Below are 20129 nucleotides of genomic sequence, written 5' to 3' on the forward strand. Positions count from 1 at the left end.
CCTGTTGGGATGGAGATCGCTGGACGGGTGGAAACCTCGAACCGGCCCGGACCTGGTCCCTGCCTACGGCCCGCCGTGGGGCATGAGGGGTGGCGTGGCCATGGCGATGTCCGATTAGAGGCGCTTGCGCGAACCGGTTGAAGGGGTGGAAGCCGTCCGGTCCGCCACCGCGTTCAGGGTGGCCCGTTCGATGGCCTCCAGCGCATCCTGCGCGCGGTCCCCGCCGATCAGCGGTGCCAGCTCGCGGCCCAGACCGCCCTTCCCGTGCGTCTGCGCGTAGCGCTCCTGGGCGACGTCGAGGACGGTCCTGCCCAGTTCGTCCACGGCCAGCACGTCCAGCCCGGTGCGAAGCAAGGCGATGAACGGCTCGGGCCCCAGGTGGAGCGTTTCGGACGCGAGGCGATGGAGGGCGTTGGTCATGCGAGGATCTCCGCGACACTGGATGTCCGGCGACGGTAGATCGCCAACGCGCTGAACCCCGGGGTTTCGAAGTCGGTGAACCGGTCGTCCATGACGTCCGCGCCCGCCGCGTGCATTTTCGGGAGAATCACGTCGATGAAGCGCTGCTGCGGAATCTGCCTGTGCAAGTCGATGGCGACTTCCCATCGGGTCATTTCCCGGCCGTTGATCGTGGCTATCGCGTTGAGGTCGTCCTCGCTCAGTCGCGCCAGAACTGCCCCCAGGCAACCGTCGTCCAGCATAACGATCGGCTCTTTGAGCAACCGCACCGGTTTTTCTACGTGCGGAATGGTCAGCGCCATCACATCGGGCCGTTGCGTTTCCTGCGCAAGCCGCAAGACATCGTCCGCGTTCGTCGCGTTGACGAGCGATGAAACCTTACCGGTACCTCGGAGCCGGATCGCCTCGTGAACGACCTGCCAAAGGGCGCCTTCCGCGATCGCCCGCTCCCAGTCCAGTAGAAACAGCCGTTGGGCCAGCCGCTGACGGATGACATCCCGGTCGGTGGTGTCGTCCGGTTGGGCACGAAACGTGGGATTCACGACGAGATCCAGCGCGTCCATCCATGCTCCAGGTGGTGGGATGACCGGAAGCACGAGGTCTTCGTCGGTCCAGTCGTCCGGTGCTGTGCGCCCTCGCAGCTTGCCAATGATCTTGAGAATGCGTGCGAATGCCATGGGGGTCTCCTTCAAAGGCTATGCGTACCACCCTAGAGGATTTGCCCAGGCCGTCAATGGGTTGGGGAAATCATTTTGAGGGATTTTCGAGGGGTGCATGGGCACGGGTGGAGGACGTGCGATTCTGCGCTGAACCACCTGGTCGCCATCCGGCTCCTGGCCCGCCTTCGGCCCTGGACCTGGGTGGTGGGGCCCTGCTCAGAACGTGACGACGGTGAGCAGGGCCCGCTCGTCCCCCTTGCGCTGCTCCCGCTGTTCCACCACCGGTGGAGCGCTGCCCTGGCACGTGGGGGCCTGCGGTTGGTCCGTGTTGACCGTGCACGCGCTGAGCACCGTGGCGGACACGCTCAGGGCGGCCCGAGCCTGCTTCGCGTCGGCGACACCGGGCCCTGCGATCAGCATCGCGAGAAGGATGACCACCAGGCCCTGGCCAGCGGTGTGGGGTTTCGGACCCAGCCCTCCGGGCGTGGTGGTCGCCGGCGTCTCCGTTTTACGCTTGCGCACGGGGCGACCCGTCCTTCCCCCGGAAGCACAGGGCCATGCACACGAGGAACACCAGCAGGCCCAGCGGGATCCCCACGGTGTAGATCGGCGCGGTGTTGTCGGGCCAGCCCAGGGTTCCGTCCTGCAGGAACGCACTGGCCAAGCGCCCGAAGCCCACCGCCAGGCTCATGCCCACGGTGGCGCCGATGGCGTAAGCGAGGACCGCGAAGGCCAGGATCACCAGCCAGACCGGGGACAGGAAAGCGACCAGAGCGATGCAGCAGCCCGCGGCGAGGATCAGGGATTGTGCTTCGTGCGACATGGGTCTCCTCCCGTTCGCGTTGCGTTGTGCGTGGCCCGTCAGGGCGAGCCGTCGTCCACCACGACGGCGAACGACGGGTAGCGATCCGGGGGCGTCACGACGATGACGTGGCCCGGCAGCACGTGGTGCCACTCGGCCACACCGTTCTTGTCCTGGACGTCCGGCTGGCCCACGGCGGTGGTCATGCTGTCGCGCACGGCGATGTCGTAGACCTCGTTCGTGAAGCCCAGCTCCACCCCGTCGATCACACCGTTCCAGCTTGTGACCGTGGTCCGGTTGAACACCAGGCGCCCCGCTCCGTCGAGTACCGGGGGCAGGCCGTACACCTCGTTGACGGCCCACGGGTCGTTCCCCTGGTCGAAGACCACGCAGACCGACGTCGCCGCCTTGGGATCGCCCTGGCAGGCCGGGGCGAAGGACGCCACCGGGATGCCGATGGGCACCCCGTTGACCACCACGTGGTGCTGGGCGTCCGTGGACAGGAGTTGGAGCCCGGCCGCGTGCGCAGAGCCTGCGGTGAAGCTGGCCAGGCCCAGCAGGGCGAGAATGGGTTTGCGCATGGCGGTGGGCTCCTGTGGCGTGGTGGGGCGTTGCTCGATTACTGCACGTCGCCTGGGGCCGGCTTATACAGGAACAGCTCGTTGTCGAACATCATGACGACTCGATCGTCCGACGGGCGCCAAATCACCCCGGGGACCATGGAGCCGGCTACCCGAGGGCTGCCGAACGTCTGGACCATCGGGACGATCGCGGTGAAGGGGAGCTTGCCGCCCTTCACGATTTCGCTGAGGTCAACGTACACCGCCTCGATGACATGGCTCTGGTTGTCCATCGTGGCCCACACCTCTGCCTTGAACGGCGCGCCCTGGAACGCCATCAGGCTTTGTGCACCGTAAATGCGAGTTTGCACGGTGTCCGCATCACCCATCGACCACCCGCCATGGCCGACCGGACCGTGGCACGGGGCGTGGGCCGTTTCCGGTGCCGTGGTGCAGGCCGGAATCGCGGCTTCGAGGGCAACACCCACGGGAACGCCAGCGAGGGTCAGGCGGTGCTGCGCGTCGTACCGGTACGGCGTGCTCTGCGGGTTGCCGGTCGTATCGGCGTGCGCCTGCACGGTGCCCAGGGCGAGGCCTGCGAGGGCCAGGAGGGTGGTGAGGAACTTGCGGGATTTGAACATGGAGGATCTCCTTGGATGTACGGGTTTAATGGTGTCGCCTCGGGAGGGGCGAGCCTGAAATCGGCACGCCCCTCATGTCAGGCGATCAGCGGTCGGCTCAGAACTGCTTACCTTTCGACACCCACAGGACCGTGGGCCACATCGATTCGTTGTGCTGCAGCCTCAGGGTGTAACCATCCGCCGCGCCAGCCCACACTTCTTCGCCGGTTTCGGCGTTGACCACAGGCTGGCCGAACTGCTCGATCAGTGCGGTGCGAAACGCCCAGGCGCCATCGACATAGACGGTTGCGCCGACCCCCACGACCACGCCATTTTGCGTCTCGATCATCGGGTCGTTATAAATCCGATGTCCGCGGTGGTCGATGACCTTCGGAACTCCGAAAAGATCGACATCGACCTTCCCCGCATGATCGTCGTCCGCCTCTACGCGGCAAGGCGCCGTCGCCTCCCACGGCGTCTTGGAACACTTGGGTGCGGTTACCAGTTCGGCGCTGAGGGGAACGCCCATGGGAATGCCGAATGCCACCAGGTGGCCGGCCTGGTCATGCTGAAAAACATTGGCTTTGTAGATGGCCTTATGGTCCGTGAAGTCGGTGGCCTGGCTGGGGCTGGCCATGGTGAACAGGGCGAGGCTGGCGGTGGTGATGGCCAGCACGTTGAGCATGGATTTGCGCATGAGAAGAACCTCCGAGGTAGAGCGCCGGGTGGCGCGGGATAGGACCACCGTAGCAGGGCTTTGGATGGGGTCAATGGGGTCAGAGAAGAATCTTTGAAATATTTTAGTTTGTGCTATGGCACGGCTTCCAAGCCGAACCCTCATCGTCGGTCCAACGGTTACAGCCGCGCCCTCGGTCGCCGCTGCTGCTCCTCCCGCACCAGGGCGGCCAGCACCTCGCGCTCGGCGCGGATCTCCTCCGCCCGGTGGGCGTCGTACGCGCCTAGGATGTTCGCGAAGCTTTGCTTCACGTCGGCGTTGGCGAGAATCTCGGCGGCGGTGGTCACGGCGTGCTCACAAGCGTTTGCGAGAACGGGGGGCCGCGGGTTCCGTGGTGGCGGCCTCGGCCATCGCCGCCTGGGCGGTGTCGCGCAGCTTAGCGGATTCCAACTCTTGCAGGCGTTTCCGCGCCCACGCTTGTATCTGCTGGCGCTGCAGGCGCAAGCCCTGTATGAACGCAGCGGCGCCGTTGCTGTCACTGACGGTCATGGGTGCTCCTGAGATGAACGGGCCCGGCTCCCGCGAGGCCCTGGTGGGAAGGCTTACGCTGCCTCGAGGACCGGCTGAACGAACGCCTCGGCTGCGCGTTCGGCCACGACGTCCAGGCGGGCCAGGATCTGCGCGGCGAACTTGCCGACGTTCGTGGTGCGGCCGGAGCCGTCGATGAAGAACGCTTCGATCTGCTCTTCCTGGTGGGCGTTGCCTTCGAAGGCGAAGTGCTCGCCGAACATCAGGGTGAGCTGAAACAGGACCCAAGCCAGACCGCTTTCGTCGGCCGGGCTGCGGTACACGCGTCCGTGGTTCTGCTGGTAGGTCACGCCGTAGGTCTTGCCGGCGATGGTCACGCTGGTTTCGATCGTCACACGGCTGGGGTTGAGGGCGAAAACGCCGTCGTCGTCGCTGCCGAAATCCTGCTCGTCGGCGGGGGCGCTGAACGTGCGGGCCCAGGCCAGGGTGGTGCTGCTCAGAATCGATTGGAGGGTCTGCGGGGTGGGTTGCATGATGGGGTCTCCTCGGGAGGGGCTCGCTCGTTGCGTTGCCCTATACACCATCATTGCTCTAGCGCGGGGTCGTGTAAAACGCACCTGTAATATTTAGGATGGCGTCATGCACTATCGTCATTTTATTTCTTGATGGACAGCTTGAACGCTATAGCTTTTTCCGTGCTATGGCACGGGCTGAAGTGGAACTGCTGCGCGATGCGAAACCCCAAACCTTTGGAGCCGCGGGCGGCTCTGGGCGCAAACCCCGCCTACGGCCCTGGTCGGCATGCCGTGGTTCTGCCGGCAGCAACAGCGCGAAGCCTGCCTTTCACCTGGGGCCTACGGCCCAGGAGGGTTCTGGCTGGTTCCGGTGTTGACGTTGCACCGGGGTCACCGCCCTTCTCCCTCCCCTGGCCCCCGGGTTGGTGACGCCCAACAAAAAGGGAGCCTCGTGGGCTCCCCTGCTGCGGGTCGTGCTTCGTGGGTCAATCCGTCGACTCGCCGTCCACGGTACGACGGATCAGGTCTTCCAGGAAGGCCTCCCGGCTTTCGAAGCTCTGCAACGCGTGCGCTTCGAGCTGAGCCAGCTCCTCGGGGGTGATGTCGATCACGTCCAGCTCGCTGTCGTCGCCGTGATCGACAAGTCGCCCAATGGGCTCCCCGTCTTTCAGCAGGCGGGCAGATCCGCCGGCGAGTTCCAGCTCGGTGCCCGCGGTGATGGTGTCGATCGTGTAGGTGGTCATCGTGGTGCTCCTGGGTGGTGGTGATGGTGACGCGTTAGCCGTGGATGTGGCAGGGGTCGCCGCGGTCGTTGCTGCAGCCTGAGCAGTTGTCCATGTCCAGCATGTCCTGGTGGTTCCGCACGCCCTGCTGCCAGGATTGGGCCAGGTTGGGCTCGTCCGCGAAGTACAGCGGGACGGGCAGATCGCCCTCGGGATCGTCCGCGCTGTCGCGGTAGCCCAGTTGTTCGGCCTCGGCCATGGCCACGCAAAAGCTGTCGTCGTCCGGGTCGGTGATCGTGGCGATCTTGGCCTGGGCAAAGGCGCAACGGACGTTGAGGTAAGGGTTGGTCGTCATAGTGGTGGTCCTCGGTGGGGCGGGTCAGGCTTTCAGGGGCTTGCGCACGAACAGGCCGGCGGCCGTCGCGCTGCGCGGGTAGCCCTGGACGTCCGTGTGCTCGTGCAGGGCCGTTTCGACGTCCGAGTGCAGCGAGTTGCCCGCCCAGTGCACCCCGTAGAGCACCACCGCCATCAACGCGCCTTTGCGGAACGCCTCGGCCGTCAGACCGGCGCGTTGCTCGGGGGTCAGGCGGGTCGCGTGGCGATGGGCCAGGCGCTGCAGGACGTTGCCCACCAGGGTGTCGGAAAACTTGCGGGTGACGGTGATGCGCGCTGCGCCCAGGCGCACGCGTTGCGGGCCGTTGTCGGTCAGCCGGAAGTGCTCGACCGGGGTTGACCCACCGAACGTGCCCGGGTGTGCCGCTTGCAGGGGCAGCAGGAGCTTGCTCACCTGCTGTTCCCGGGGGCCGTCCGTCCACTCGACGTGAAGCCGTGCGCCGTTCGCATCGCGGTGGGCCTCGACCAGGAAAACGATCGACGGAAACGCCTCCCGCAACACCGTTTGAACGAGCTGGGCCGTCTGCACCAGGGTCAAGACGGTTTTCAGCGCCTGCGGGGTGGTCTTGCCGTGAACCCTTGCTGTCTGGGGAGCCTGGGGTGCGGGGAACGCGCGGTTTGCGTTGTTCGTGCGGGTCTGTTGCGTCGTGGCCATGCCTGATCTCCTTCGCTGGTTGTCTTGCCATCCGTTTCGCCTGGCGCCGAAAGAGCCCGGGCGGGACCCGGACCATGGGTGAGACCAAAGCCGCAGCCCGACCAACGGGAGGGACCGGGAGCCGGTCGAAAGCGAAGCGCGCCCATGGGCCAGAGGGGGACCGGTTGGGCTAGGCGTCCGGGTAAGGCGAAACGGAAGGCAGACCTGCGAGGGGGTGGGCCACGACGCAACGGGGGAGACCCGCACGGCGCCGCCGAGCGGCCTGCCGGGAGGTGGTGGTTGAATCGCGTACGTGGTGCGTGCGCGATCGGTGGGCGCGTCCGCGCCTGGGCATGGCCTGGGTGTTTGATGGGCGCTTGCGCCCTCTCCGCTTTCCCGCGGTGTCGCGTTGTCCACGCCGCCCCCAGCCGATCGGCGAGCGCGTGCGACGCGCGTGGTCCGGTCGTGCGACCTGGGCAAGCCCTACGGGTCTTGCGAAGGGGTCGCTGCGCTGTGGGCGGGGGTGGGCAACGCGTGCGGCTGGAGGGGCCGGGCCGTGCGTTGGCACGGGTTGACTTTCGGCCAGGACCTGCTTGGTTGGGGGCAACGGCCCCAGCCCGGGGTCACTCACGGGAGGAGACCCACCATGGACTGGACTTTTCGCATGTACCTCGACGCCGGCCTGCTGCTGGTCGGCTGGGCGCTGTTCATCAACCTGCTGTTCCTGCGCTTTGCCCACCCGGTGGCCAAGGTCGCCGGGCCGATCGCGCGCGTGGTCGCCCTGGTGAGCACGGGCTTTGCGCTGTTTTCGCCACCCGTGCCGGGGTCGTGGAGCGCGGTGATGATCACGGTGGTGGCCGTGTGGTGGGGCCTCTACGCGGGCGGTGTGGCGTACCGCTTCTTCACGTTCCACAACATCGTCATGGGCCAGCCGCCCAAGGCGCTGGAAGCGATGCAGGCGCGGCTCGCCATCGAGCAGGAAATGATCGAGCTGGGCCGGTCCGACCTGATCGACGAGGACGGGCTGAGCATCGGGAAGCTGACCCCGGACGAGATGAAGCGCTGCAAGCGGGCCGCGATCGCATCCATCCGCGCGATGCGTGCGGAATGGGCGGAGCGTTTCAAGGAAAAGGCCCGGGCGCGCACGTAAGGCCCATGGCCAGGCAGAACGAACGAGCGGGGCAGGTGCCCCGCTTTTTCATGGTCGTTCGGTTCAGCGGTCTTGCCGGGTGTCCCACACGCGAAGGATCGCGATGCTGGTGGGGGTTGGCTCGTAGGCCGGTATGATTTCGTAATGAAGCTCATACGAACCACCCAAACAAACATCTTTGTGCACTTCCCTCGCTGGAGGCCCCTCCCACCCTTCAAGCTCTTCCCCGATCCTGTGCCGCAGGTGGACGCCCAGCGACTTGCCTTCGGCGTTCAGCGCCTTGATGATCTCGCGGGCTTTCGTCGCCCCGTTGATCAGCTTCTCGAACTCGTGAATGGCCAGCAGGTCCGACGCAGCTTTGCTGGTGAAAATGACCGGGATGGCCATCAGTCACCCACCTTCGGCAGCGGCAGTTCGTTCTCGGTGCCCAGGCTGTCGGCCCAACGTTCCATCGCGTCCATCGAAATCAAACGGCCCGCGTCCACGTCGTCCAGCCCTTCCTGAATCATCTGGCGTTCGCGCTCGGCGCGGGCCATGTAGGCGACCACGGCTTTACGCACCAGCCATTGTTTCGAACGGTCCAGACGTGTCGCCATCTCGTCCATGCGGTCCACCAGGGCCACCGGCAGTTGAGCCGTCACGGTTTTCAACGCTTCCGCCATCGCACACCTCGCACTATTGCTGTTTTGGTGTTCCTATTATAACGCAATAGCCTTGCTTCAGGTGGGTTTTTTTGATCCAACGAACGGCGAAAACCCTTATGGCGCATGGGTTTAAGCGGATTATCGCACGGTGAAAACCTCCCCCTGCAAAACCTGGGGTGAGCTTTTCCGGGGGTGATGGTGAGCCTTTGCGGGAACCTGGATCAGCGGCCCTCAGGTCCTAGTTGTGCTGCCCATCGCCTTTTTAAGGAGCGTGTCCGCCATCATCCCCTTCAACGGTCGTACCGCGCGCGGACGATGTTGTCGCGGTGCTTCGCTGTTCCACCAGGTCCTCGCGCCTCGCCGCCTCGTGCTGCGCCTTCAGTTCAGCGAGCTTGTCCATCGAGATGCCCGCCGACGCCGCTTTGCGTTGAAACAACTCTTTGATCCGGTCGTTGACACGACCGTCCTCCGTCATGAAGGGTCGGTCGTCGCCCATGGCGAGCGCCAGAAGTCTTCGGGTGTGCCTCGGGCCGATGCCCGTGTCCGATACCACGTCGATCGCACGCTGCCCCTGATGGTTGCGAAGGAAGGGGTCCGCGCCTTTGCTCAGCAGGATGGTTACGATGTCGATGTTGCCCCGGATCGCCGCCATGTGAAGGATGGTGTTGCCGCCCCGATCGACCAGGATCTGCTGGCCGTCCGGGTAGCCGTCGATCACCCGCTTCAACTGTTCCCTGTCGTTGGACTCGACCGCCGCCTCGATCGCGCCGATGGCGTCCAGGTCCCCGTCGCTTTCCCGAGCACCGGCCCGCCCCTCGACCCCATTCCTGTGGCGCTCAGCCATCGTGCGATGCACCCGCTCGCCCGTGTAGGTGTTGTAGACCCCCACGAACAGCCCGCCGTCCGGGTAACGCATCATTTTCACGGTGTGCGTCTCGCCGTCGCACCCAGCCTTGTCGCACGCTTCTTCCAGAAACGCGATCGCGTTGGTCTTTCCCATGATGCGCGCCAGGTCCAGCGGAGTTTTTGGACCCTCCGGCACGTCCTCGACCAGGGATGTCCTGGTGGTCTCCTGCAGGTCCGCACCGCGCTCGATCAGCACCTTCAGTACGTCCTTGTCGCCGCCGATGACCGCGAAGTGCAGCAACGTCGGCCGGCCGATTTCTCGCCCCGCGAAGCGCCAGGCTCCCCAATCTTTGAGTTCGTTCTGGACGGTGGCGATGTCCTTGCGCACGCACGCGAGCGCGACCCGTTTAAAACGCGCCTCCTCTGAGGCATCCTCCGCCTGCTCCGCGATCTCCGTCGTGAACCAGTCCTGCTCCGGGCTGACCGGACCGGTCGTGCCGCCCGGTTGCAATGGCGCCTCCGGGGCGGGGGACGCCTTGGGCCCGGTCTTTCCCGCCCGCCCGGCGGCCGGAGCGGGTTTTGCGTTGTGCTTGTTGGATGCTGCGCTCATTCCTGGTCTTCCTTTTTTTGGTTCCGGACAACGTGCCGACCGCGCGAGGTCTCCGTGTTTTACGGCAGGTTGACGTCAAAACTGAACAGTCCCACCGCATGGTCGTGCACACGGCGCGGGAAGAGTTTAACGCCGCGCGGTGAGGAGCAGGTCCAGGAGGGCGCCGAGCATGGCGGTGACCCTTCGGGGCAAGACCCTGGGTCGCCTTCGCTCCCTGGGCGACCGCCTTCGGCCCTTGTCGGCCAGCCGTCGTTCTGCCCGCAGCCAGGGCGCGGAGCGGGTCGCCCTCGCCTCCGGCGGCTTTTGCCCGCAGGGCCCCGGTGGTGCCCACGTGCCCAGGCCGGCCCTCACTGCCTCGCCGGTCCGTGCCAGGGCACGCCCTTCCCTGCAGGTGCCCCGAACGGCCTTCGGATCAGAGGGACGCTGCCTCCTTGGCACGCTGGTACGCCCGGTGACGGCCACGACCACGGTCGAACGCCGGCATCAAACCGGGCACCGCCCGCAGGTTCGTGAGCGGCGCCTTGGGCTTTTTCTCGTCGCCCAGGCGGCAGCGGTGGTGCGCCATCACGCCCGCTTCCCCGAGGCGCTCCACCAGGCGTTGCGCCAGCACCAGCTCATCGGGGTCCAGCACGCCCTGCTCGTAGCGCTCGCGCGTGGCGTGCGCCAGCCAGGCCAAGGCCACCGGACGCCAGTCCGCCCGGATGGTCTCCGGGTGCTCCCCGGCGGCGATCAGCGCCCGCGCGATGTCGGTCCTGGTGGGTTGCGCGGTGCGCGACGCAAGCCGCGGATCGACGGCGTGACGGCGGTCGTGCTTCGGGTTGCGGTAGGCCATCGGTCTCCTCCGGTGGGTTGGCGTTGAACCAACTTAACGGGGCGAAACCCTTTGGCAAGCGGAGGGGGCGACCTGCGTGGTCAGGTGCCCTTCGGGTGCCTACGGCCCTGAGCGATCATGGGAGTTGGCCCGGCGTCGTCACCGAAGGTGTCGCCCCGGGGAGTGCCTGGGAGCGAAGCGACCCAGAAGGGGTTGGGTTTCCCGAAGGGCAATCGGTCGTGCCCTTCTCCTCAGGATGGAGCAAGACCCATGATGTTTGCCTCGTTGGGTTCGGGTGAACCGCCCCAAAGGCGGGTTCACCCATGAACCCCCCACGGATTTTCTCTAGAGTTTTGCCCATGTACGCACAGGTGGGGTGCGCGCCCCCTGTCGGGGCGCACCCACCTGTAGCTTTAGTACTGTACGGGGTGGAAAATCGCCCGCAAAACCTTGTGGTGTATGGCTTTCACTTCCTCGGTGCGTGTACAGAACTTCGCGGTCCGGCGGGAGAGCGTGTACAGAACTTCGCGGTTTCGTCCGCCCATCCAACGCCAACAGGATGTTGGAAATGCTGTTGTATATGACGCTGTTGTTTGACATCGCCCGCAAACCTGGTTTCCTGGGTAGAGACCTACCAGGAGACCGCCATGCCCTACAGCACCGCCGCCCCGTCCTTCGTGCAGCCGAAGATCCCCAACGCATTGATTCAGACGTTGGACGTGATGGCGGATTCGTTCCGTCTTCCGCGCAACCGTGTTGCCCGGGTCATCGTGGGAACGACCCTGGCCGATGCCAGCGCCCGGGACGCGATCGTTGCCGAGATCGGGAAGCAGCGCGAGAACCGTCTGAACGGTAACACCTCTACCGTCATCGTCTGGATGGACCACACGACGTCGATGGTCTTCGCCGACTTGATGGCGTTCACCGGCGCCCGGGCGAGCGAGGTCGCTCGCGCGATCGTTACGTTGGGGTGCGCCCGCGGTCTTGCCCGCTTCTCCAACGCCCTGATCGCCGAATCGTTACGCAGCCAATCGGTCTCCGATCGCCAGATCGAGAAGATTCGCGTCCAGGCCGCCCGCCGCGGTTTTGACTTGATGGAGCGCGCATGAGAAACGCCCCTCCCAAATCGATGTTTCCGCGTCCCCACGACAACGGCACGAAGCGTCGAAGCAAGCTCGGGACGAAAGCCCCGACGCGTGACAACATCACGCCCGTGGAGGACCTGCGCCTTCGTCCAATGGCGCTCCAGGCCCGGGCGACGCTGCACCCGGAACAAAGCGCCGACTGGCCCAGGGGAAACCTGGACATGGAACCCAACGCCTTTTCACGAAGCTCGATGTTTGGCTGTTCGCGCCGAAAGATCATGGTGGGCATGGGGTATCCGGAACGGATCCTTGCTGCACAAGGCGCATACGTCATCAAATACACCGGCCCGGACCTGGACCAGAACGATAGCGAAGTCTGGCAACTCGCGCTCGCCTGGTGTCGCGCGTCGGGAAAGCCAGCGGGATCCACGATCGAGTTCAACTTCAACGACTGGTGCCGCGTGCTGGAACGGTCGGAGAGCAGTGGTCCGGTCAATGACGGGATCATGCAATCGCTCAAACGCCTGGCGAGTGTCACCTTGACCTGGGATTCGCCGAACGTGGAAGGGATCTGCCACCTCATCAACGATGCCGGCCGCGACAAAACGACCGGTAAAGGATTCGTCACGCTCAGCCGCCATGTCGCGGGGATGTTGAAGGATGACGGCACCGAGCTTCACTTACGCCGCAAGGTGCGCCTCAAATCGAGCCTCGCGAAGTGGATGCACGACTACTATTCCACCAGCAGCACGCCCCACGCGCACAACCTTTCCACCCTGCGCGACTTGAGCGGAACCAGCCCTGATGTCGAACTGCGCATGTTCCGCGTCCGTGTCCTGAAAGCGGTCGAGGACTTGAAGCAATGTGACCCGCCCCTCTTCGCACCGGAGACCCGCGTCGAAAGGAAGCAAAACGGGGAATACGCCCTCTTCGTGGTCAAGGCGACGAACTCCCGGATCCTGCCGTTGAAGCGTACCGAGCCCGTCGTGGCGTCCCTACCGGCGCCGGCCGCAGTTGCCCCTCAGGCCGCCCACGCGGTGGTGGCCATGCCCATCGCGCCCCCGAAGCAACCCGTGCGCTCCCGTAAGGCGCCTACGTTGACCCCGGACGATTACGTGCCGGTTTGGGACCGCGATCGCGATCCGTCGGACACCCGCACGTCCGAGGAACGCAAGCGTGCTTACCTCCGGGAGCGGGACCTGGCGGACGCTGCCATCTACGCCGTCGCGGGCGCCTAGCGTCCTCGCGGGTCGGTGTCCGATGTCGTGAACCCGCCCGTTGCTAGGATCACTTGTCCAGCGCCACCGCTCCCACGTGCATCGCGGGTCGTACGACGTGCCCGGGGGCACGTTCCGCCATCGCTGCGCTCGCGACCAGACCGGCGATGGCCAGCACGCTGACGGCCAGGCCGCCGAACAGGAACGCGTGGAAGAATCGGGCGGGATGCGCGCGCATGGGTGGTCTCCTCAGGTTGGTGTGGGACCACCATAGCAGCTCAAACGGGCTTGTCAAAACGCCGACGGGGAGGATTACAGTCTGTGCCGTGGCACGGGTGACGGTGGTGCTGTGGTGCCGCCAAGATGGGAGCCGACGGCTCCCTTGGGTGACAACCCCGTGCCTCCGGCCCCTTTGGCGTCAGCACGGGTTGGGACCTGGCGCTTCGCGGCCAGGTGGTTTTCTCGCGCCTCCAGCCCTTCCCCTCACGCAGTGCGTGGAGCCCGCATCTCCAGGAGCCACTGCACCACCTTGGTGTGGCCGTTCTGCTCCGCGAGCTGTACCGCCGTCTGGCCGCGCCCGTCCGTGGCGTGGAGGTCAGCGCCGTATTCCAGTGCGAAACGGATGCCCAGAGAGTTGCCGGCCGCCGCAAAACTCAGCAGGTCCAGGATGAGGTCCTCGGGGGTGCCGGTGCTCATGGTTGTGCCCGGTCCGTCGTGCTGTTGATGAGCTGGGCCCAGGCAAGCCGCGAGCCCAAGGCAACGATCAGGCTCACGATCAAGCCCTGGATGGGGAGACACGCGACCGCCACCACCGTGCTCACGGCGGTCAGGATCCTGATCGCAAACGCCAACCGGGCAATGGGTCGCAGGTAGTCTGCGATCACAATCCCCAGAACGACTCCGATGATTTCAAGCATGCCACTCCCATCCGTCTGGTGGTCCCGGGTTAGACCTATATGGTCGAACCTAGCGGGTTCCGAATGCCCGTCAACTATTCCGATCAAAAAATAGCCCGTGCTAGGGCACGGGCGTACGTCGGGTGACGGTGCTCAGGGTTTAGAGCCCTCCGCGCGCCCGCTGGACGGTTCCCCGCATTTTCAAGATCACCATCAGGCTAAGCATGAAGACCTTCCAGAACGCCATGACCGCGTCACCGAACAGGAACACCGCGAGGAGCATGTTCAGCCAGAGCGACTGAATGGGAAGGACATGCGCGATGTAGAGGTAGATCCCCACCTTGATCGCGCCCCACACGATCGGCATGTAACCCATCGTTTTCGCGTCGATCTGAACACCCCGTCGTACCGCGCTGGCGATCACGGATCGCGCCACCCCACAGACCAGGATGGCCGTGATGATGCTGATGATGGCCGCCCAGACTTCGACATGCAGAATGGTTTGAAAGGAATGCAACATGGTGGTCCCCCTTGAATGGATGGGGGCCAGAGCCCCCGGTCGTTGCCCCCCCCTCAGGGCGATGACGTCAGGCGTTGCCGTTCTGGGTGAAGAGCTTGATGGCCTCTTCCCGCGTCACACCGGGGTTGGCAGCCATGTGCGCGTCGATCAAAGCGTGGAGCGCCCGGATAGCCCGGTCTTGGCGGACGTCATGAACCCGCTTCAGAAAGACGCCGAACGCCACGAACAGCACAAACAGGCCGGCGATGATCGCCAAAATGATTCCGATAGATTCCAGCATGGTTCTCTCCTCCAGTGCGTGGCCCCAGGCTGGGACCTTCTCCTCTGTACTTAGCGGGTCTAGCACCCCTGTCAAGCGTCCGGCCCAAAAATAAGCCCGTGCCCGGGCACGGGTTGATGCCTCGCCGGTCGATCGGGTCAGCGCCGGCGTCCCCGCCACCGGCCCAGGACGCTTACCGGCCTCTGCATGCCCTGGTGGCCGATGATCTGGGTGATCCCGACCCCGAGCGCGATCAAGTCCGTGGCGGCGTACCAGAACACGTCGTTACCGTGGTGGGTCGGACCTTCGATCTCGAGCTGAGGCGCCCACATGAGCGACACACCCAGAGCCATGTCGCCCATCATCATGACCACCACCGCCGCGAAGGCCACAACGATCCACGGCTTCGGCGTTTGGAGCGTTTCGATTCTCGATTTGTTGAAGCGGTAAGCAAGCACGATCGCCCCGCCCACGTAGAGATCGACCATGCGGCAGGTGTCGTAGTGGGCGTAGACCCACGTCGTTAGGCCCGAGGCCAGGGATCCCCACACGAGGAGCGCGAAGAGGGCCGCGACGCCCACCGCTCCGAGGTGTCCCACGTGGACGACCCCGCGGCTTTTGCGATCCTCAGGTTCCTGGTTCTGCGATCCGGTGGGGTTCGACATGGCGACTCCGTGGGGTGGTGGGCGCGCCCGACGTTGGCGAGCCCTTCCTCGCTCACCTTAAAGGCTCGCGCTCGCCCGTCAATCGGTTGTGCGTGCTTTAGCACGGGTTGACGCGGTACGAAACCGCCCTCACAACCGCTTGCGCGCCCGCCCTTCCCCACCCGTCCCGGCCAGGCTCTGCCGAAGCACGTCGCCCCGGTGACGCACCAGTGCCGTCGCCAGCAGGTGGGCTTGCTGCTCCCGTGCGCTCGGCGTGGCCCGTGCCGCGCACTCGCCCAGCTCGCCCAGCAGGGGTCGATCCAGGTCCGCACCGGCCTTGGCCAGACGGGGCAGCACGACCGTGGCCAGGCGCTCGACCCAGGCGGTCGCACCGGGCGCCGTCGGGCCCTGCGTTTCGACGTTGTACGGGAGCACCACGGTCTCCCACACGCGCAGGCCCAGGGCGTCCGTCGCGTCCCCGTTGAGGGCCTCGGATGTGCAACGTGCGAGCACCAGCTCCAGCAGGTCGTCACGGGCCACCACGGCCGGCCGGGCGAGCAAGGGGTAAGGCGACGCCCCGAGGGCCAGGCCGACGGCGAGCGGATGGGCTTCCCCCTCGTCGGCGCCCAGCTCGGCCAGGCGAACGCCCAGCGTCGCCTGAGCGTCGGGCGAGAGCCGCCGCAGATCGTCCAGGGGAGCGGTACGTGCGTGCTCCACCAGGGGCCGGACGGCATCACGGTGGTCCTCGTGCGCGACGTTGGTCACCGTGGCGAACGCGCCGCGCTCGTCGATGTGACGAACCCGCAGGTCGTTCGCGCGCGCCCGTTCGTGCAGCTTGCGGATCCGCTGGAGCGTGTCCAGGCGTTGCAGGGCGGTGTCGCGCAGGCCGTTGAAGGTGGTGGTCCAGTCGATCGCCATTGCAGTTGCCATACGGTGGTGTTTGACGAACCACCTTCGCAGGTCGTCTGAGGATGTCAAACCGTGAGCGTGCCCTGGCACGGTCCTCCCGCCTCCTCCAACGTTGACAAGTCTCGTAATGCTGCGATGGTGGTTGGGTCGGCCCCGTCGAGGGTCATCGCCTCTGGAGGGGACGTCATGGAATGGAACGAGACCACCCGGTCGTCGCGAAGCGCGATCATCTACCGTTGCCTCATTGTTGCGCCCGACAGAGTCTTGATGGAGATCGACGTATCGATCCTGGACGAACTGGTTCGTGCAGGATTGGGAAAGGATCATCTATCGGTTGTCTCGAACTCACTTCAGTTTTCACGGTTCCTGGAACGCTTCAAGGATAAGAACGGCTATGTGTTTGTGCAGCAGAAGCCGCACGACATGGTCGCCATTCACGCATTTGACGTCGATCCTCCCGTCCTGGGCGCCTGCCAACCGTTTGGTGTGCCATAGCAGGGGCTTTCCCCTCTCCCTCAACGTTGACAAGCCCTGTAATGCTGCGATGGTGGTTGCGTCGGCCCCGTCGAGGGTCATCGCCTCTGGAGGGGACATCATGGAATGGAACGAGACGACCTGGTCGTCGCGAAACGCGACCATCTACCGTTGCTTGATCTCCCGCGTATACCACCTGAAGCGTGCCCGCTTCCTGGCGTTGTGCGGTCTCCGGGGCAAGGCCCGCCTGCACACGGATCTGGCGAAAGCGTTCGTCGAGCTTCACAGCCGGATCGTGGCCGCGAATGTGTTCGACGAGCAGCAGGCCGCCGCGTTCGAAGCGGAGGTCCTTCGCATCGAGGTCGATGAACCGCGGACCCTGGGGGCGCTGGTCCGGCTCAGCCAGAACGAGGTCAACATGTCGAGGGGCCAGCCGATCGTCCCGGTGACGTTCGTGCAACGCCTGTTCGCCCAGCTCTACGATTTTGATCTGAAACCAGTGCCGATGGAGCAGCCCAACCCAAAACGGCAGGGCGGCCGTGGGTCCTTTGCGCCCGCGACGAGGACCAACATGAACATCGATACTGCGATCCTGGATGAACTGGTTCGCGAAGGGATGGGGGAAAATTATCTGGATGTAATAGACGCTGCCCTCCGGTTGTCGCGGCTTCTTGCAAGGTATAAAGATAAAAACGGCGACGTTTATGTTTTGGCCAAGCAAGATGGTACATACCCAGCCGGCAGCATGATTGCTGTTCACGCCTTTGAATGCTCCTCTCAGCCGCCGGCCGATCCCCTGGAAGGCTGGGCCATTACGGCCTTTCCCGGCACAAAAGCGTCGAAGGAATCCGGCGGTGAACCGTGATCGCGAAACAAAGGCCCCTCGCGGGGCCTTCTCGTTTCAGCGACCAGGGCAAGGCCCGCCTCAAAGGCGCTTGCGCCCACGTGGTGCCCCCGGGGCGCTGCTGCTCGCGGCCATGGCCTCGCGCAGCTCTGCGCCTTCGACGTGGATGCGGACCTCGGGGAACGCGTCGAAGCACGCCTGCACCAGCCCTTCGGGATCGAAGACCGTGTGGCGCGCGATGCCCTCCCGGGTGATGTCGGCCCCGCGGGCCAAGAGGCGTTCCAGCTCTGCCTTGCGCTCGAAGGCCGGCATGCGGAACAACGCGTGAACCCACATCGGCACGAACTGGACCGGGGCGCTAAGGTTGTCCGGCAGGCCACTGCTGGGAAATCCGTGCCGAAGGTCTGTCAGCGACGGGATCCACGGGCCGTTGAGCATGTCGGCCGCCAGATAACGGTCGAGCAGAGGGGCCCACTCGTCGATTCCAGCGTCCGACAGGCAAAACCGGTTGAAGGCCTCCTGCCAGGCCGGACGCCCGTCGTGCAGCAAGGTGTTGAGCTGCTCGGGCGTGCTGGTCTCGTTCAGGGCCAAGACGATGCGATCGTCCTCTCCATCGTCGATGGGTGCCCCCGTGCGGTCTGACTCCGACTCATCCTTCTTCGGATTGCTCCGAAGGAATCGCTCGATCGCGCGCCGGATTTTGGTGATGGGGTTCATGGGGTCGGCCTCGTTCAGGTTGTCCGTGCCACGGCACGGGATGGGGTCAGCGACGCTTCGGGCGCTTCTGCCCGTTGAGCTTCGCGGTCGTGATGGCGAACCGGGTGGCGATGCGCACCAGGTCCTTGTCGTCGTCGGGCAGGTGCTCGGCCACGGCCCAGCCCAGGTAGTCGAGCGGTCGCCGCCCCTTCGCATCGGTGAGCAGCGGGTCGGCCCCGGCCTTGAGCAGCATTTCGATGACGCCCTCGCCCACGCTCTCCACCACGGCCATGTGCAGCGCGGTACCGCCCCAGCGCACCGCGATTTGGTTCACCGGGGCACCCGCGTCGAGCAGCATCTGCACGAGGACGGGGTTGTTCATGTGAACCGCCAGGCCCAGCGGGCTCACGCCACCACGGGCGCGCGTGTCGGACGGTTCGGTGGTCTTGCTGGACACGTCCGCCCCGGCGGCGATGAGCTGGGCCACCCAGTCGGCGTTGCCCGCGTCGATCGCGGCTTCCAGGGCCCAGTCGTCCAGGGGGTAGCCGGGAGCGGTGTTGGAGGTGGAGGTGGTGGTCATGGTGGCCTTAACCCCGCGCCCGTTCGTACGCAGCGTCGATGCGGCGAGACGTCCATTCGAAGACCCGATTACGCACCGTGCGCTGAATACCGAGTCCCACGATCATCAACACCACGAAACAGACCACGAGGGCCAGTCCGCGCGTGACCATCACGTTCAGCAAGGAAAACATCGGACAAGCGCCCCAGAACGTCAACATCATGGCGATGGTCTCGGCGAAGCGCATGGCCTGGTTCTGCCGATCAACCTCACGGTCCAGCATCCACCGGTTGAACGGGGCCGTCACCGCGAGGAACACCACGAACATGATCAAGGCGGCTATGCCGATCCATTTCACTGGCACGTCGCGCCAGAGGTGGACGAACGGCGGAAGGCCAGCGACGACCAGGATGGTGGGCGGGATGAGGGCAAGGTTACGGATGTGACGGGGTTTCATGACGGGGTCTCCTCCTGGATGGCCGCTGCGGACGCGTGGCCTATGCGTACCACCCTAAGGGATGTGCCCGGCCTGTCAATGGGTTGGGGAACTTTTTTAGCTGTGCCTGGGCACGGCTTGAGATGGACCGGTAGCTGGTCATCGTGGTCTCCTGTTAGAGGCGTTTTCGTGGCCGGGGTTTTTCGCGCGTGCCCTGAGCCTGCTCTGCGACCTTCCGCAGCTCGTCCCCCTGCACCTTGCGCCGGTAATGCATCAGGGCCACCACGCCCTGCTCCGTTTCGCCCTCCAGTTCCTCGAACCGCGCGTCCATGACGTCAGCCCCGGCTGCGTGCAGCATGGGCAGCACGCTCTCCACCAGCCGCTCGGTGGTCACGTTCGCCCTCAGGCAACCCTCCCAGGGTGCGGGCGTGCCTCGGTTCATGCCGTCCGACCCAAACCTGGCGATGAGCGCCTGGATGCATTCGTCGTGGTTCAGGATCAACGGATCCGAGAAAAGCCAGAGCCAGACTTGTCCAACGGATGGCCCCAGCGGGATCAGAGCGCGGGCCACGTCGGCGCGGTTTTGCTCGCGTGCCAGCACCAGGACGTCGGACAGGAACGCATCGTCACAACGGGTGTCTGCGGCGTCGATCAGCGGGAGGATCTCCTCGAACGGGGCGTGGCCGATGAAGTGGTCCGCGTCCTTGCGAATCGTCGCGTGGTCAGCACGGACACCGGACCTGCTCAACAGCCGATCCATGAGGCTGTGGGGCCCACGGCCGACCAGGCCAGGCCGGTCCGCAGCGATGTTCTGAATGGCGTCCAGCAGGCGGATCGGCTTGGCCGGCCGGTCGCCATGGCGGGCCTCGCAGGTCATGAAGTAGTCCGCGATGTACCGGGCACTGGGGTGCTGCGCGGAGCGGATCAGGGGTTGAACGGTCAGCATGGGGGTCTCCGGTTC

At 65.3% G+C, this 20129-nt stretch carries 33 protein-coding genes; 5 read left to right on the forward strand and 28 right to left on the reverse strand.

The features are described 5' to 3' along the window. Positions 1–114: 114 nt before the first annotated feature. From BLQ92_RS15360 to BLQ92_RS15415, 13 genes are all read right to left on the reverse strand, one after another. On the reverse strand, positions 115–420 hold the full coding sequence (locus tag BLQ92_RS15360; protein WP_090685387.1) for a hypothetical protein: 306 nt from the start codon (positions 418–420) through the stop codon (positions 115–117). Next, positions 417–1136 (reverse strand): hypothetical protein, encoded by a 720-nt coding sequence (locus tag BLQ92_RS15365; RefSeq protein WP_090685388.1) that lies wholly within the window; start codon positions 1134–1136, stop codon positions 417–419. Before BLQ92_RS15365 ends, BLQ92_RS15360 begins: the two co-directional genes overlap by 4 nt. A gap of 198 nt (positions 1137–1334) precedes the next feature. After that, a complete protein-coding gene (locus tag BLQ92_RS15370) occupies positions 1335–1640 on the reverse strand; it encodes a hypothetical protein (protein ID WP_090685389.1) in 306 nt (101 codons plus the stop codon). Further along, positions 1627–1941 (reverse strand): hypothetical protein, encoded by a 315-nt coding sequence (locus BLQ92_RS15375; protein WP_090685390.1) that lies wholly within the window; start codon positions 1939–1941, stop codon positions 1627–1629. The genes BLQ92_RS15370 and BLQ92_RS15375 overlap by 14 nt, the downstream gene beginning before the upstream one ends. A gap of 38 nt (positions 1942–1979) precedes the next feature. Beyond that, the gene (locus BLQ92_RS15380; RefSeq protein ID WP_090685391.1) at positions 1980–2501 is read right to left on the reverse strand and encodes a hypothetical protein; all 522 of its coding nucleotides are present in this window, start codon (positions 2499–2501) and stop codon (positions 1980–1982) included. 38 nt (positions 2502–2539) lie between these two features. After that, positions 2540–3121 (reverse strand): hypothetical protein, encoded by a 582-nt coding sequence (locus tag BLQ92_RS15385; protein WP_090685392.1) that lies wholly within the window; start codon positions 3119–3121, stop codon positions 2540–2542. A 97-nt stretch (positions 3122–3218) separates the two neighbouring features. Next, positions 3219–3797, reverse strand: coding sequence for a hypothetical protein (locus BLQ92_RS15390; RefSeq protein WP_090685393.1), 579 nt, complete (start codon positions 3795–3797; stop codon positions 3219–3221). A gap of 158 nt (positions 3798–3955) precedes the next feature. Continuing rightward, on the reverse strand, positions 3956–4123 hold the full coding sequence (locus BLQ92_RS39985; RefSeq protein ID WP_176860747.1) for a hypothetical protein: 168 nt from the start codon (positions 4121–4123) through the stop codon (positions 3956–3958). 7 nt (positions 4124–4130) lie between these two features. Next, complete coding sequence (locus BLQ92_RS15395) at positions 4131–4325, reverse strand: hypothetical protein (protein WP_090685394.1); 195 nt, start codon at positions 4323–4325, stop codon at positions 4131–4133. A gap of 53 nt (positions 4326–4378) precedes the next feature. Beyond that, complete coding sequence (locus tag BLQ92_RS15400) at positions 4379–4837, reverse strand: hypothetical protein (RefSeq protein WP_090685395.1); 459 nt, start codon at positions 4835–4837, stop codon at positions 4379–4381. A 467-nt stretch (positions 4838–5304) separates the two neighbouring features. After that, positions 5305–5562, reverse strand: coding sequence for a hypothetical protein (locus BLQ92_RS15405; protein ID WP_090685396.1), 258 nt, complete (start codon positions 5560–5562; stop codon positions 5305–5307). 34 nt (positions 5563–5596) lie between these two features. Further along, a complete protein-coding gene (locus BLQ92_RS15410; protein ID WP_090685397.1) occupies positions 5597–5896 on the reverse strand; it encodes a hypothetical protein in 300 nt (99 codons plus the stop codon). A gap of 24 nt (positions 5897–5920) precedes the next feature. Then, on the reverse strand, positions 5921–6589 hold the full coding sequence (locus BLQ92_RS15415; protein ID WP_176860748.1) for an LPD29 domain-containing protein: 669 nt from the start codon (positions 6587–6589) through the stop codon (positions 5921–5923). 625 nt (positions 6590–7214) lie between these two features. On the opposite strand from BLQ92_RS15415, the gene BLQ92_RS15420 reads away from it, so the two are divergent. Next, entirely contained in the window at positions 7215–7718 is a 504-nt protein-coding gene (locus BLQ92_RS15420) for a hypothetical protein (RefSeq protein ID WP_090685398.1), read from the forward strand. Between the two features lie 63 nt (positions 7719–7781). On the opposite strand, the gene BLQ92_RS15425 is transcribed toward BLQ92_RS15420, so the two are convergent. The 4 genes from BLQ92_RS15425 to BLQ92_RS15440 all read right to left on the reverse strand — a co-directional run bounded on the left by BLQ92_RS15425 (position 7782) and on the right by BLQ92_RS15440 (position 10650). Then, positions 7782–8105: a type II toxin-antitoxin system RelE/ParE family toxin gene (locus tag BLQ92_RS15425; RefSeq protein WP_090685399.1), complete on the reverse strand. Its 324-nt coding sequence runs from the start codon at positions 8103–8105 to the stop codon at positions 7782–7784. Further along, the gene (locus BLQ92_RS15430; RefSeq protein WP_090685400.1) at positions 8105–8380 is read right to left on the reverse strand and encodes a CopG family ribbon-helix-helix protein; all 276 of its coding nucleotides are present in this window, start codon (positions 8378–8380) and stop codon (positions 8105–8107) included. The genes BLQ92_RS15425 and BLQ92_RS15430 overlap by 1 nt, the downstream gene beginning before the upstream one ends. Positions 8381–8624: 244 nt before the next feature. Beyond that, on the reverse strand, positions 8625–9818 hold the full coding sequence (locus BLQ92_RS15435) for an ankyrin repeat domain-containing protein (protein ID WP_090685401.1): 1194 nt from the start codon (positions 9816–9818) through the stop codon (positions 8625–8627). Positions 9819–10230: 412 nt separating this feature from the next. Continuing rightward, the gene (locus BLQ92_RS15440) at positions 10231–10650 is read right to left on the reverse strand and encodes a hypothetical protein (protein WP_090685402.1); all 420 of its coding nucleotides are present in this window, start codon (positions 10648–10650) and stop codon (positions 10231–10233) included. A 626-nt stretch (positions 10651–11276) separates the two neighbouring features. Between BLQ92_RS15440 and BLQ92_RS15445 the strand changes: the two genes are divergently transcribed. Both BLQ92_RS15445 and trfA read left to right on the forward strand, forming a co-directional pair. Further along, the gene (locus BLQ92_RS15445; protein WP_090685403.1) at positions 11277–11738 is read left to right on the forward strand and encodes a hypothetical protein; all 462 of its coding nucleotides are present in this window, start codon (positions 11277–11279) and stop codon (positions 11736–11738) included. Then, complete coding sequence (gene trfA / locus BLQ92_RS15450; protein WP_090685404.1) at positions 11735–12952, forward strand: plasmid replication initiator TrfA; 1218 nt, start codon at positions 11735–11737, stop codon at positions 12950–12952. Before BLQ92_RS15445 ends, trfA begins: the two co-directional genes overlap by 4 nt. 49 nt (positions 12953–13001) lie before the next feature. On the opposite strand, the gene BLQ92_RS39990 is transcribed toward trfA, so the two are convergent. The 7 genes from BLQ92_RS39990 to BLQ92_RS15480 all read right to left on the reverse strand — a co-directional run bounded on the left by BLQ92_RS39990 (position 13002) and on the right by BLQ92_RS15480 (position 16168). Continuing rightward, a complete protein-coding gene (locus BLQ92_RS39990; RefSeq protein ID WP_176860749.1) occupies positions 13002–13169 on the reverse strand; it encodes a hypothetical protein in 168 nt (55 codons plus the stop codon). Positions 13170–13414: 245 nt separating this feature from the next. After that, on the reverse strand, positions 13415–13627 hold the full coding sequence (locus BLQ92_RS15455) for an ankyrin repeat domain-containing protein (RefSeq protein WP_090685405.1): 213 nt from the start codon (positions 13625–13627) through the stop codon (positions 13415–13417). Beyond that, entirely contained in the window at positions 13624–13848 is a 225-nt protein-coding gene (locus tag BLQ92_RS15460) for a hypothetical protein (protein ID WP_090685406.1), read from the reverse strand. Before BLQ92_RS15460 ends, BLQ92_RS15455 begins: the two co-directional genes overlap by 4 nt. 139 nt (positions 13849–13987) lie before the next feature. Beyond that, positions 13988–14347 (reverse strand): hypothetical protein, encoded by a 360-nt coding sequence (locus BLQ92_RS15465; protein ID WP_090685407.1) that lies wholly within the window; start codon positions 14345–14347, stop codon positions 13988–13990. Between the two features lie 67 nt (positions 14348–14414). Beyond that, the gene (locus BLQ92_RS15470) at positions 14415–14627 is read right to left on the reverse strand and encodes a hypothetical protein (RefSeq protein ID WP_090685408.1); all 213 of its coding nucleotides are present in this window, start codon (positions 14625–14627) and stop codon (positions 14415–14417) included. 137 nt (positions 14628–14764) lie between these two features. Beyond that, entirely contained in the window at positions 14765–15271 is a 507-nt protein-coding gene (locus tag BLQ92_RS15475; protein WP_090685409.1) for a hypothetical protein, read from the reverse strand. A gap of 129 nt (positions 15272–15400) precedes the next feature. Then, positions 15401–16168, reverse strand: a complete 768-nt coding sequence (locus tag BLQ92_RS15480) for a hypothetical protein (RefSeq protein WP_090685410.1) — start codon at positions 16166–16168, stop codon at positions 15401–15403. 177 nt (positions 16169–16345) lie between these two features. On the opposite strand from BLQ92_RS15480, the gene BLQ92_RS15485 reads away from it, so the two are divergent. Further along, a complete protein-coding gene (locus tag BLQ92_RS15485; protein WP_090685411.1) occupies positions 16346–16654 on the forward strand; it encodes a hypothetical protein in 309 nt (102 codons plus the stop codon). 100 nt (positions 16655–16754) lie between these two features. Continuing rightward, positions 16755–17498 carry a hypothetical protein gene (locus BLQ92_RS15490; protein ID WP_090685412.1) on the forward strand — a complete coding sequence of 248 codons (744 nt, stop codon included), beginning with the start codon at positions 16755–16757 and terminating at the stop codon, positions 17496–17498. A gap of 60 nt (positions 17499–17558) precedes the next feature. On the opposite strand, the gene BLQ92_RS15495 is transcribed toward BLQ92_RS15490, so the two are convergent. The 4 genes from BLQ92_RS15495 to BLQ92_RS15510 all read right to left on the reverse strand — a co-directional run bounded on the left by BLQ92_RS15495 (position 17559) and on the right by BLQ92_RS15510 (position 20114). Beyond that, entirely contained in the window at positions 17559–18194 is a 636-nt protein-coding gene (locus tag BLQ92_RS15495) for a hypothetical protein (protein WP_090685413.1), read from the reverse strand. 46 nt (positions 18195–18240) lie between these two features. Beyond that, entirely contained in the window at positions 18241–18753 is a 513-nt protein-coding gene (locus BLQ92_RS15500) for an ankyrin repeat domain-containing protein (RefSeq protein ID WP_090685414.1), read from the reverse strand. A 7-nt stretch (positions 18754–18760) separates the two neighbouring features. Next, on the reverse strand, positions 18761–19189 hold the full coding sequence (locus tag BLQ92_RS15505; RefSeq protein ID WP_090685415.1) for a hypothetical protein: 429 nt from the start codon (positions 19187–19189) through the stop codon (positions 18761–18763). Positions 19190–19343: 154 nt separating this feature from the next. Next, positions 19344–20114 carry a hypothetical protein gene (locus BLQ92_RS15510; protein ID WP_090685416.1) on the reverse strand — a complete coding sequence of 257 codons (771 nt, stop codon included), beginning with the start codon at positions 20112–20114 and terminating at the stop codon, positions 19344–19346. Positions 20115–20129 lie beyond the last annotated feature (15 nt).

This window comes from Paraburkholderia phenazinium (genome assembly GCF_900100735.1).
In the GTDB taxonomy this organism is placed as follows: domain Bacteria; phylum Pseudomonadota; class Gammaproteobacteria; order Burkholderiales; family Burkholderiaceae; genus Paraburkholderia; species Paraburkholderia phenazinia.

Coding starts and splice junctions, on each gene's coding strand:
- BLQ92_RS15360 (WP_090685387.1), bottom strand. CDS start 420: ATGACCAACGCCCTCCATCGCCTCGCGTCCGAAACGCTCCACCTGGGG.
- BLQ92_RS15365 (WP_090685388.1), bottom strand. CDS start 1,136: ATGGCATTCGCACGCATTCTCAAGATCATTGGCAAGCTGCGAGGGCGC.
- BLQ92_RS15375 (WP_090685390.1), bottom strand. CDS start 1,941: ATGTCGCACGAAGCACAATCCCTGATCCTCGCCGCGGGCTGCTGCATC.
- BLQ92_RS15380 (WP_090685391.1), bottom strand. CDS start 2,501: ATGCGCAAACCCATTCTCGCCCTGCTGGGCCTGGCCAGCTTCACCGCA.
- BLQ92_RS15385 (WP_090685392.1), bottom strand. CDS start 3,121: ATGTTCAAATCCCGCAAGTTCCTCACCACCCTCCTGGCCCTCGCAGGC.
- BLQ92_RS15390 (WP_090685393.1), bottom strand. CDS start 3,797: ATGCGCAAATCCATGCTCAACGTGCTGGCCATCACCACCGCCAGCCTC.
- BLQ92_RS15395 (WP_090685394.1), bottom strand. CDS start 4,325: ATGACCGTCAGTGACAGCAACGGCGCCGCTGCGTTCATACAGGGCTTG.
- BLQ92_RS15400 (WP_090685395.1), bottom strand. CDS start 4,837: ATGCAACCCACCCCGCAGACCCTCCAATCGATTCTGAGCAGCACCACC.
- BLQ92_RS15405 (WP_090685396.1), bottom strand. CDS start 5,562: ATGACCACCTACACGATCGACACCATCACCGCGGGCACCGAGCTGGAA.
- BLQ92_RS15410 (WP_090685397.1), bottom strand. CDS start 5,896: ATGACGACCAACCCTTACCTCAACGTCCGTTGCGCCTTTGCCCAGGCC.
- BLQ92_RS15415 (WP_176860748.1), bottom strand. CDS start 6,589: ATGGCCACGACGCAACAGACCCGCACGAACAACGCAAACCGCGCGTTC.
- BLQ92_RS15420 (WP_090685398.1), top strand. CDS start 7,215: ATGGACTGGACTTTTCGCATGTACCTCGACGCCGGCCTGCTGCTGGTC.
- BLQ92_RS15425 (WP_090685399.1), bottom strand. CDS start 8,105: ATGGCCATCCCGGTCATTTTCACCAGCAAAGCTGCGTCGGACCTGCTG.
- BLQ92_RS15430 (WP_090685400.1), bottom strand. CDS start 8,380: ATGGCGGAAGCGTTGAAAACCGTGACGGCTCAACTGCCGGTGGCCCTG.
- BLQ92_RS15435 (WP_090685401.1), bottom strand. CDS start 9,818: ATGAGCGCAGCATCCAACAAGCACAACGCAAAACCCGCTCCGGCCGCC.
- BLQ92_RS15440 (WP_090685402.1), bottom strand. CDS start 10,650: ATGGCCTACCGCAACCCGAAGCACGACCGCCGTCACGCCGTCGATCCG.
- BLQ92_RS15445 (WP_090685403.1), top strand. CDS start 11,277: ATGCCCTACAGCACCGCCGCCCCGTCCTTCGTGCAGCCGAAGATCCCC.
- trfA (WP_090685404.1), top strand. CDS start 11,735: ATGAGAAACGCCCCTCCCAAATCGATGTTTCCGCGTCCCCACGACAAC.
- BLQ92_RS39990 (WP_176860749.1), bottom strand. CDS start 13,169: ATGCGCGCGCATCCCGCCCGATTCTTCCACGCGTTCCTGTTCGGCGGC.
- BLQ92_RS15455 (WP_090685405.1), bottom strand. CDS start 13,627: ATGAGCACCGGCACCCCCGAGGACCTCATCCTGGACCTGCTGAGTTTT.
- BLQ92_RS15460 (WP_090685406.1), bottom strand. CDS start 13,848: ATGCTTGAAATCATCGGAGTCGTTCTGGGGATTGTGATCGCAGACTAC.
- BLQ92_RS15465 (WP_090685407.1), bottom strand. CDS start 14,347: ATGTTGCATTCCTTTCAAACCATTCTGCATGTCGAAGTCTGGGCGGCC.
- BLQ92_RS15470 (WP_090685408.1), bottom strand. CDS start 14,627: ATGCTGGAATCTATCGGAATCATTTTGGCGATCATCGCCGGCCTGTTT.
- BLQ92_RS15475 (WP_090685409.1), bottom strand. CDS start 15,271: ATGTCGAACCCCACCGGATCGCAGAACCAGGAACCTGAGGATCGCAAA.
- BLQ92_RS15480 (WP_090685410.1), bottom strand. CDS start 16,168: ATGGCGATCGACTGGACCACCACCTTCAACGGCCTGCGCGACACCGCC.
- BLQ92_RS15485 (WP_090685411.1), top strand. CDS start 16,346: ATGGAATGGAACGAGACCACCCGGTCGTCGCGAAGCGCGATCATCTAC.
- BLQ92_RS15490 (WP_090685412.1), top strand. CDS start 16,755: ATGGAATGGAACGAGACGACCTGGTCGTCGCGAAACGCGACCATCTAC.
- BLQ92_RS15495 (WP_090685413.1), bottom strand. CDS start 18,194: ATGAACCCCATCACCAAAATCCGGCGCGCGATCGAGCGATTCCTTCGG.
- BLQ92_RS15500 (WP_090685414.1), bottom strand. CDS start 18,753: ATGACCACCACCTCCACCTCCAACACCGCTCCCGGCTACCCCCTGGAC.
- BLQ92_RS15505 (WP_090685415.1), bottom strand. CDS start 19,189: ATGAAACCCCGTCACATCCGTAACCTTGCCCTCATCCCGCCCACCATC.
- BLQ92_RS15510 (WP_090685416.1), bottom strand. CDS start 20,114: ATGCTGACCGTTCAACCCCTGATCCGCTCCGCGCAGCACCCCAGTGCC.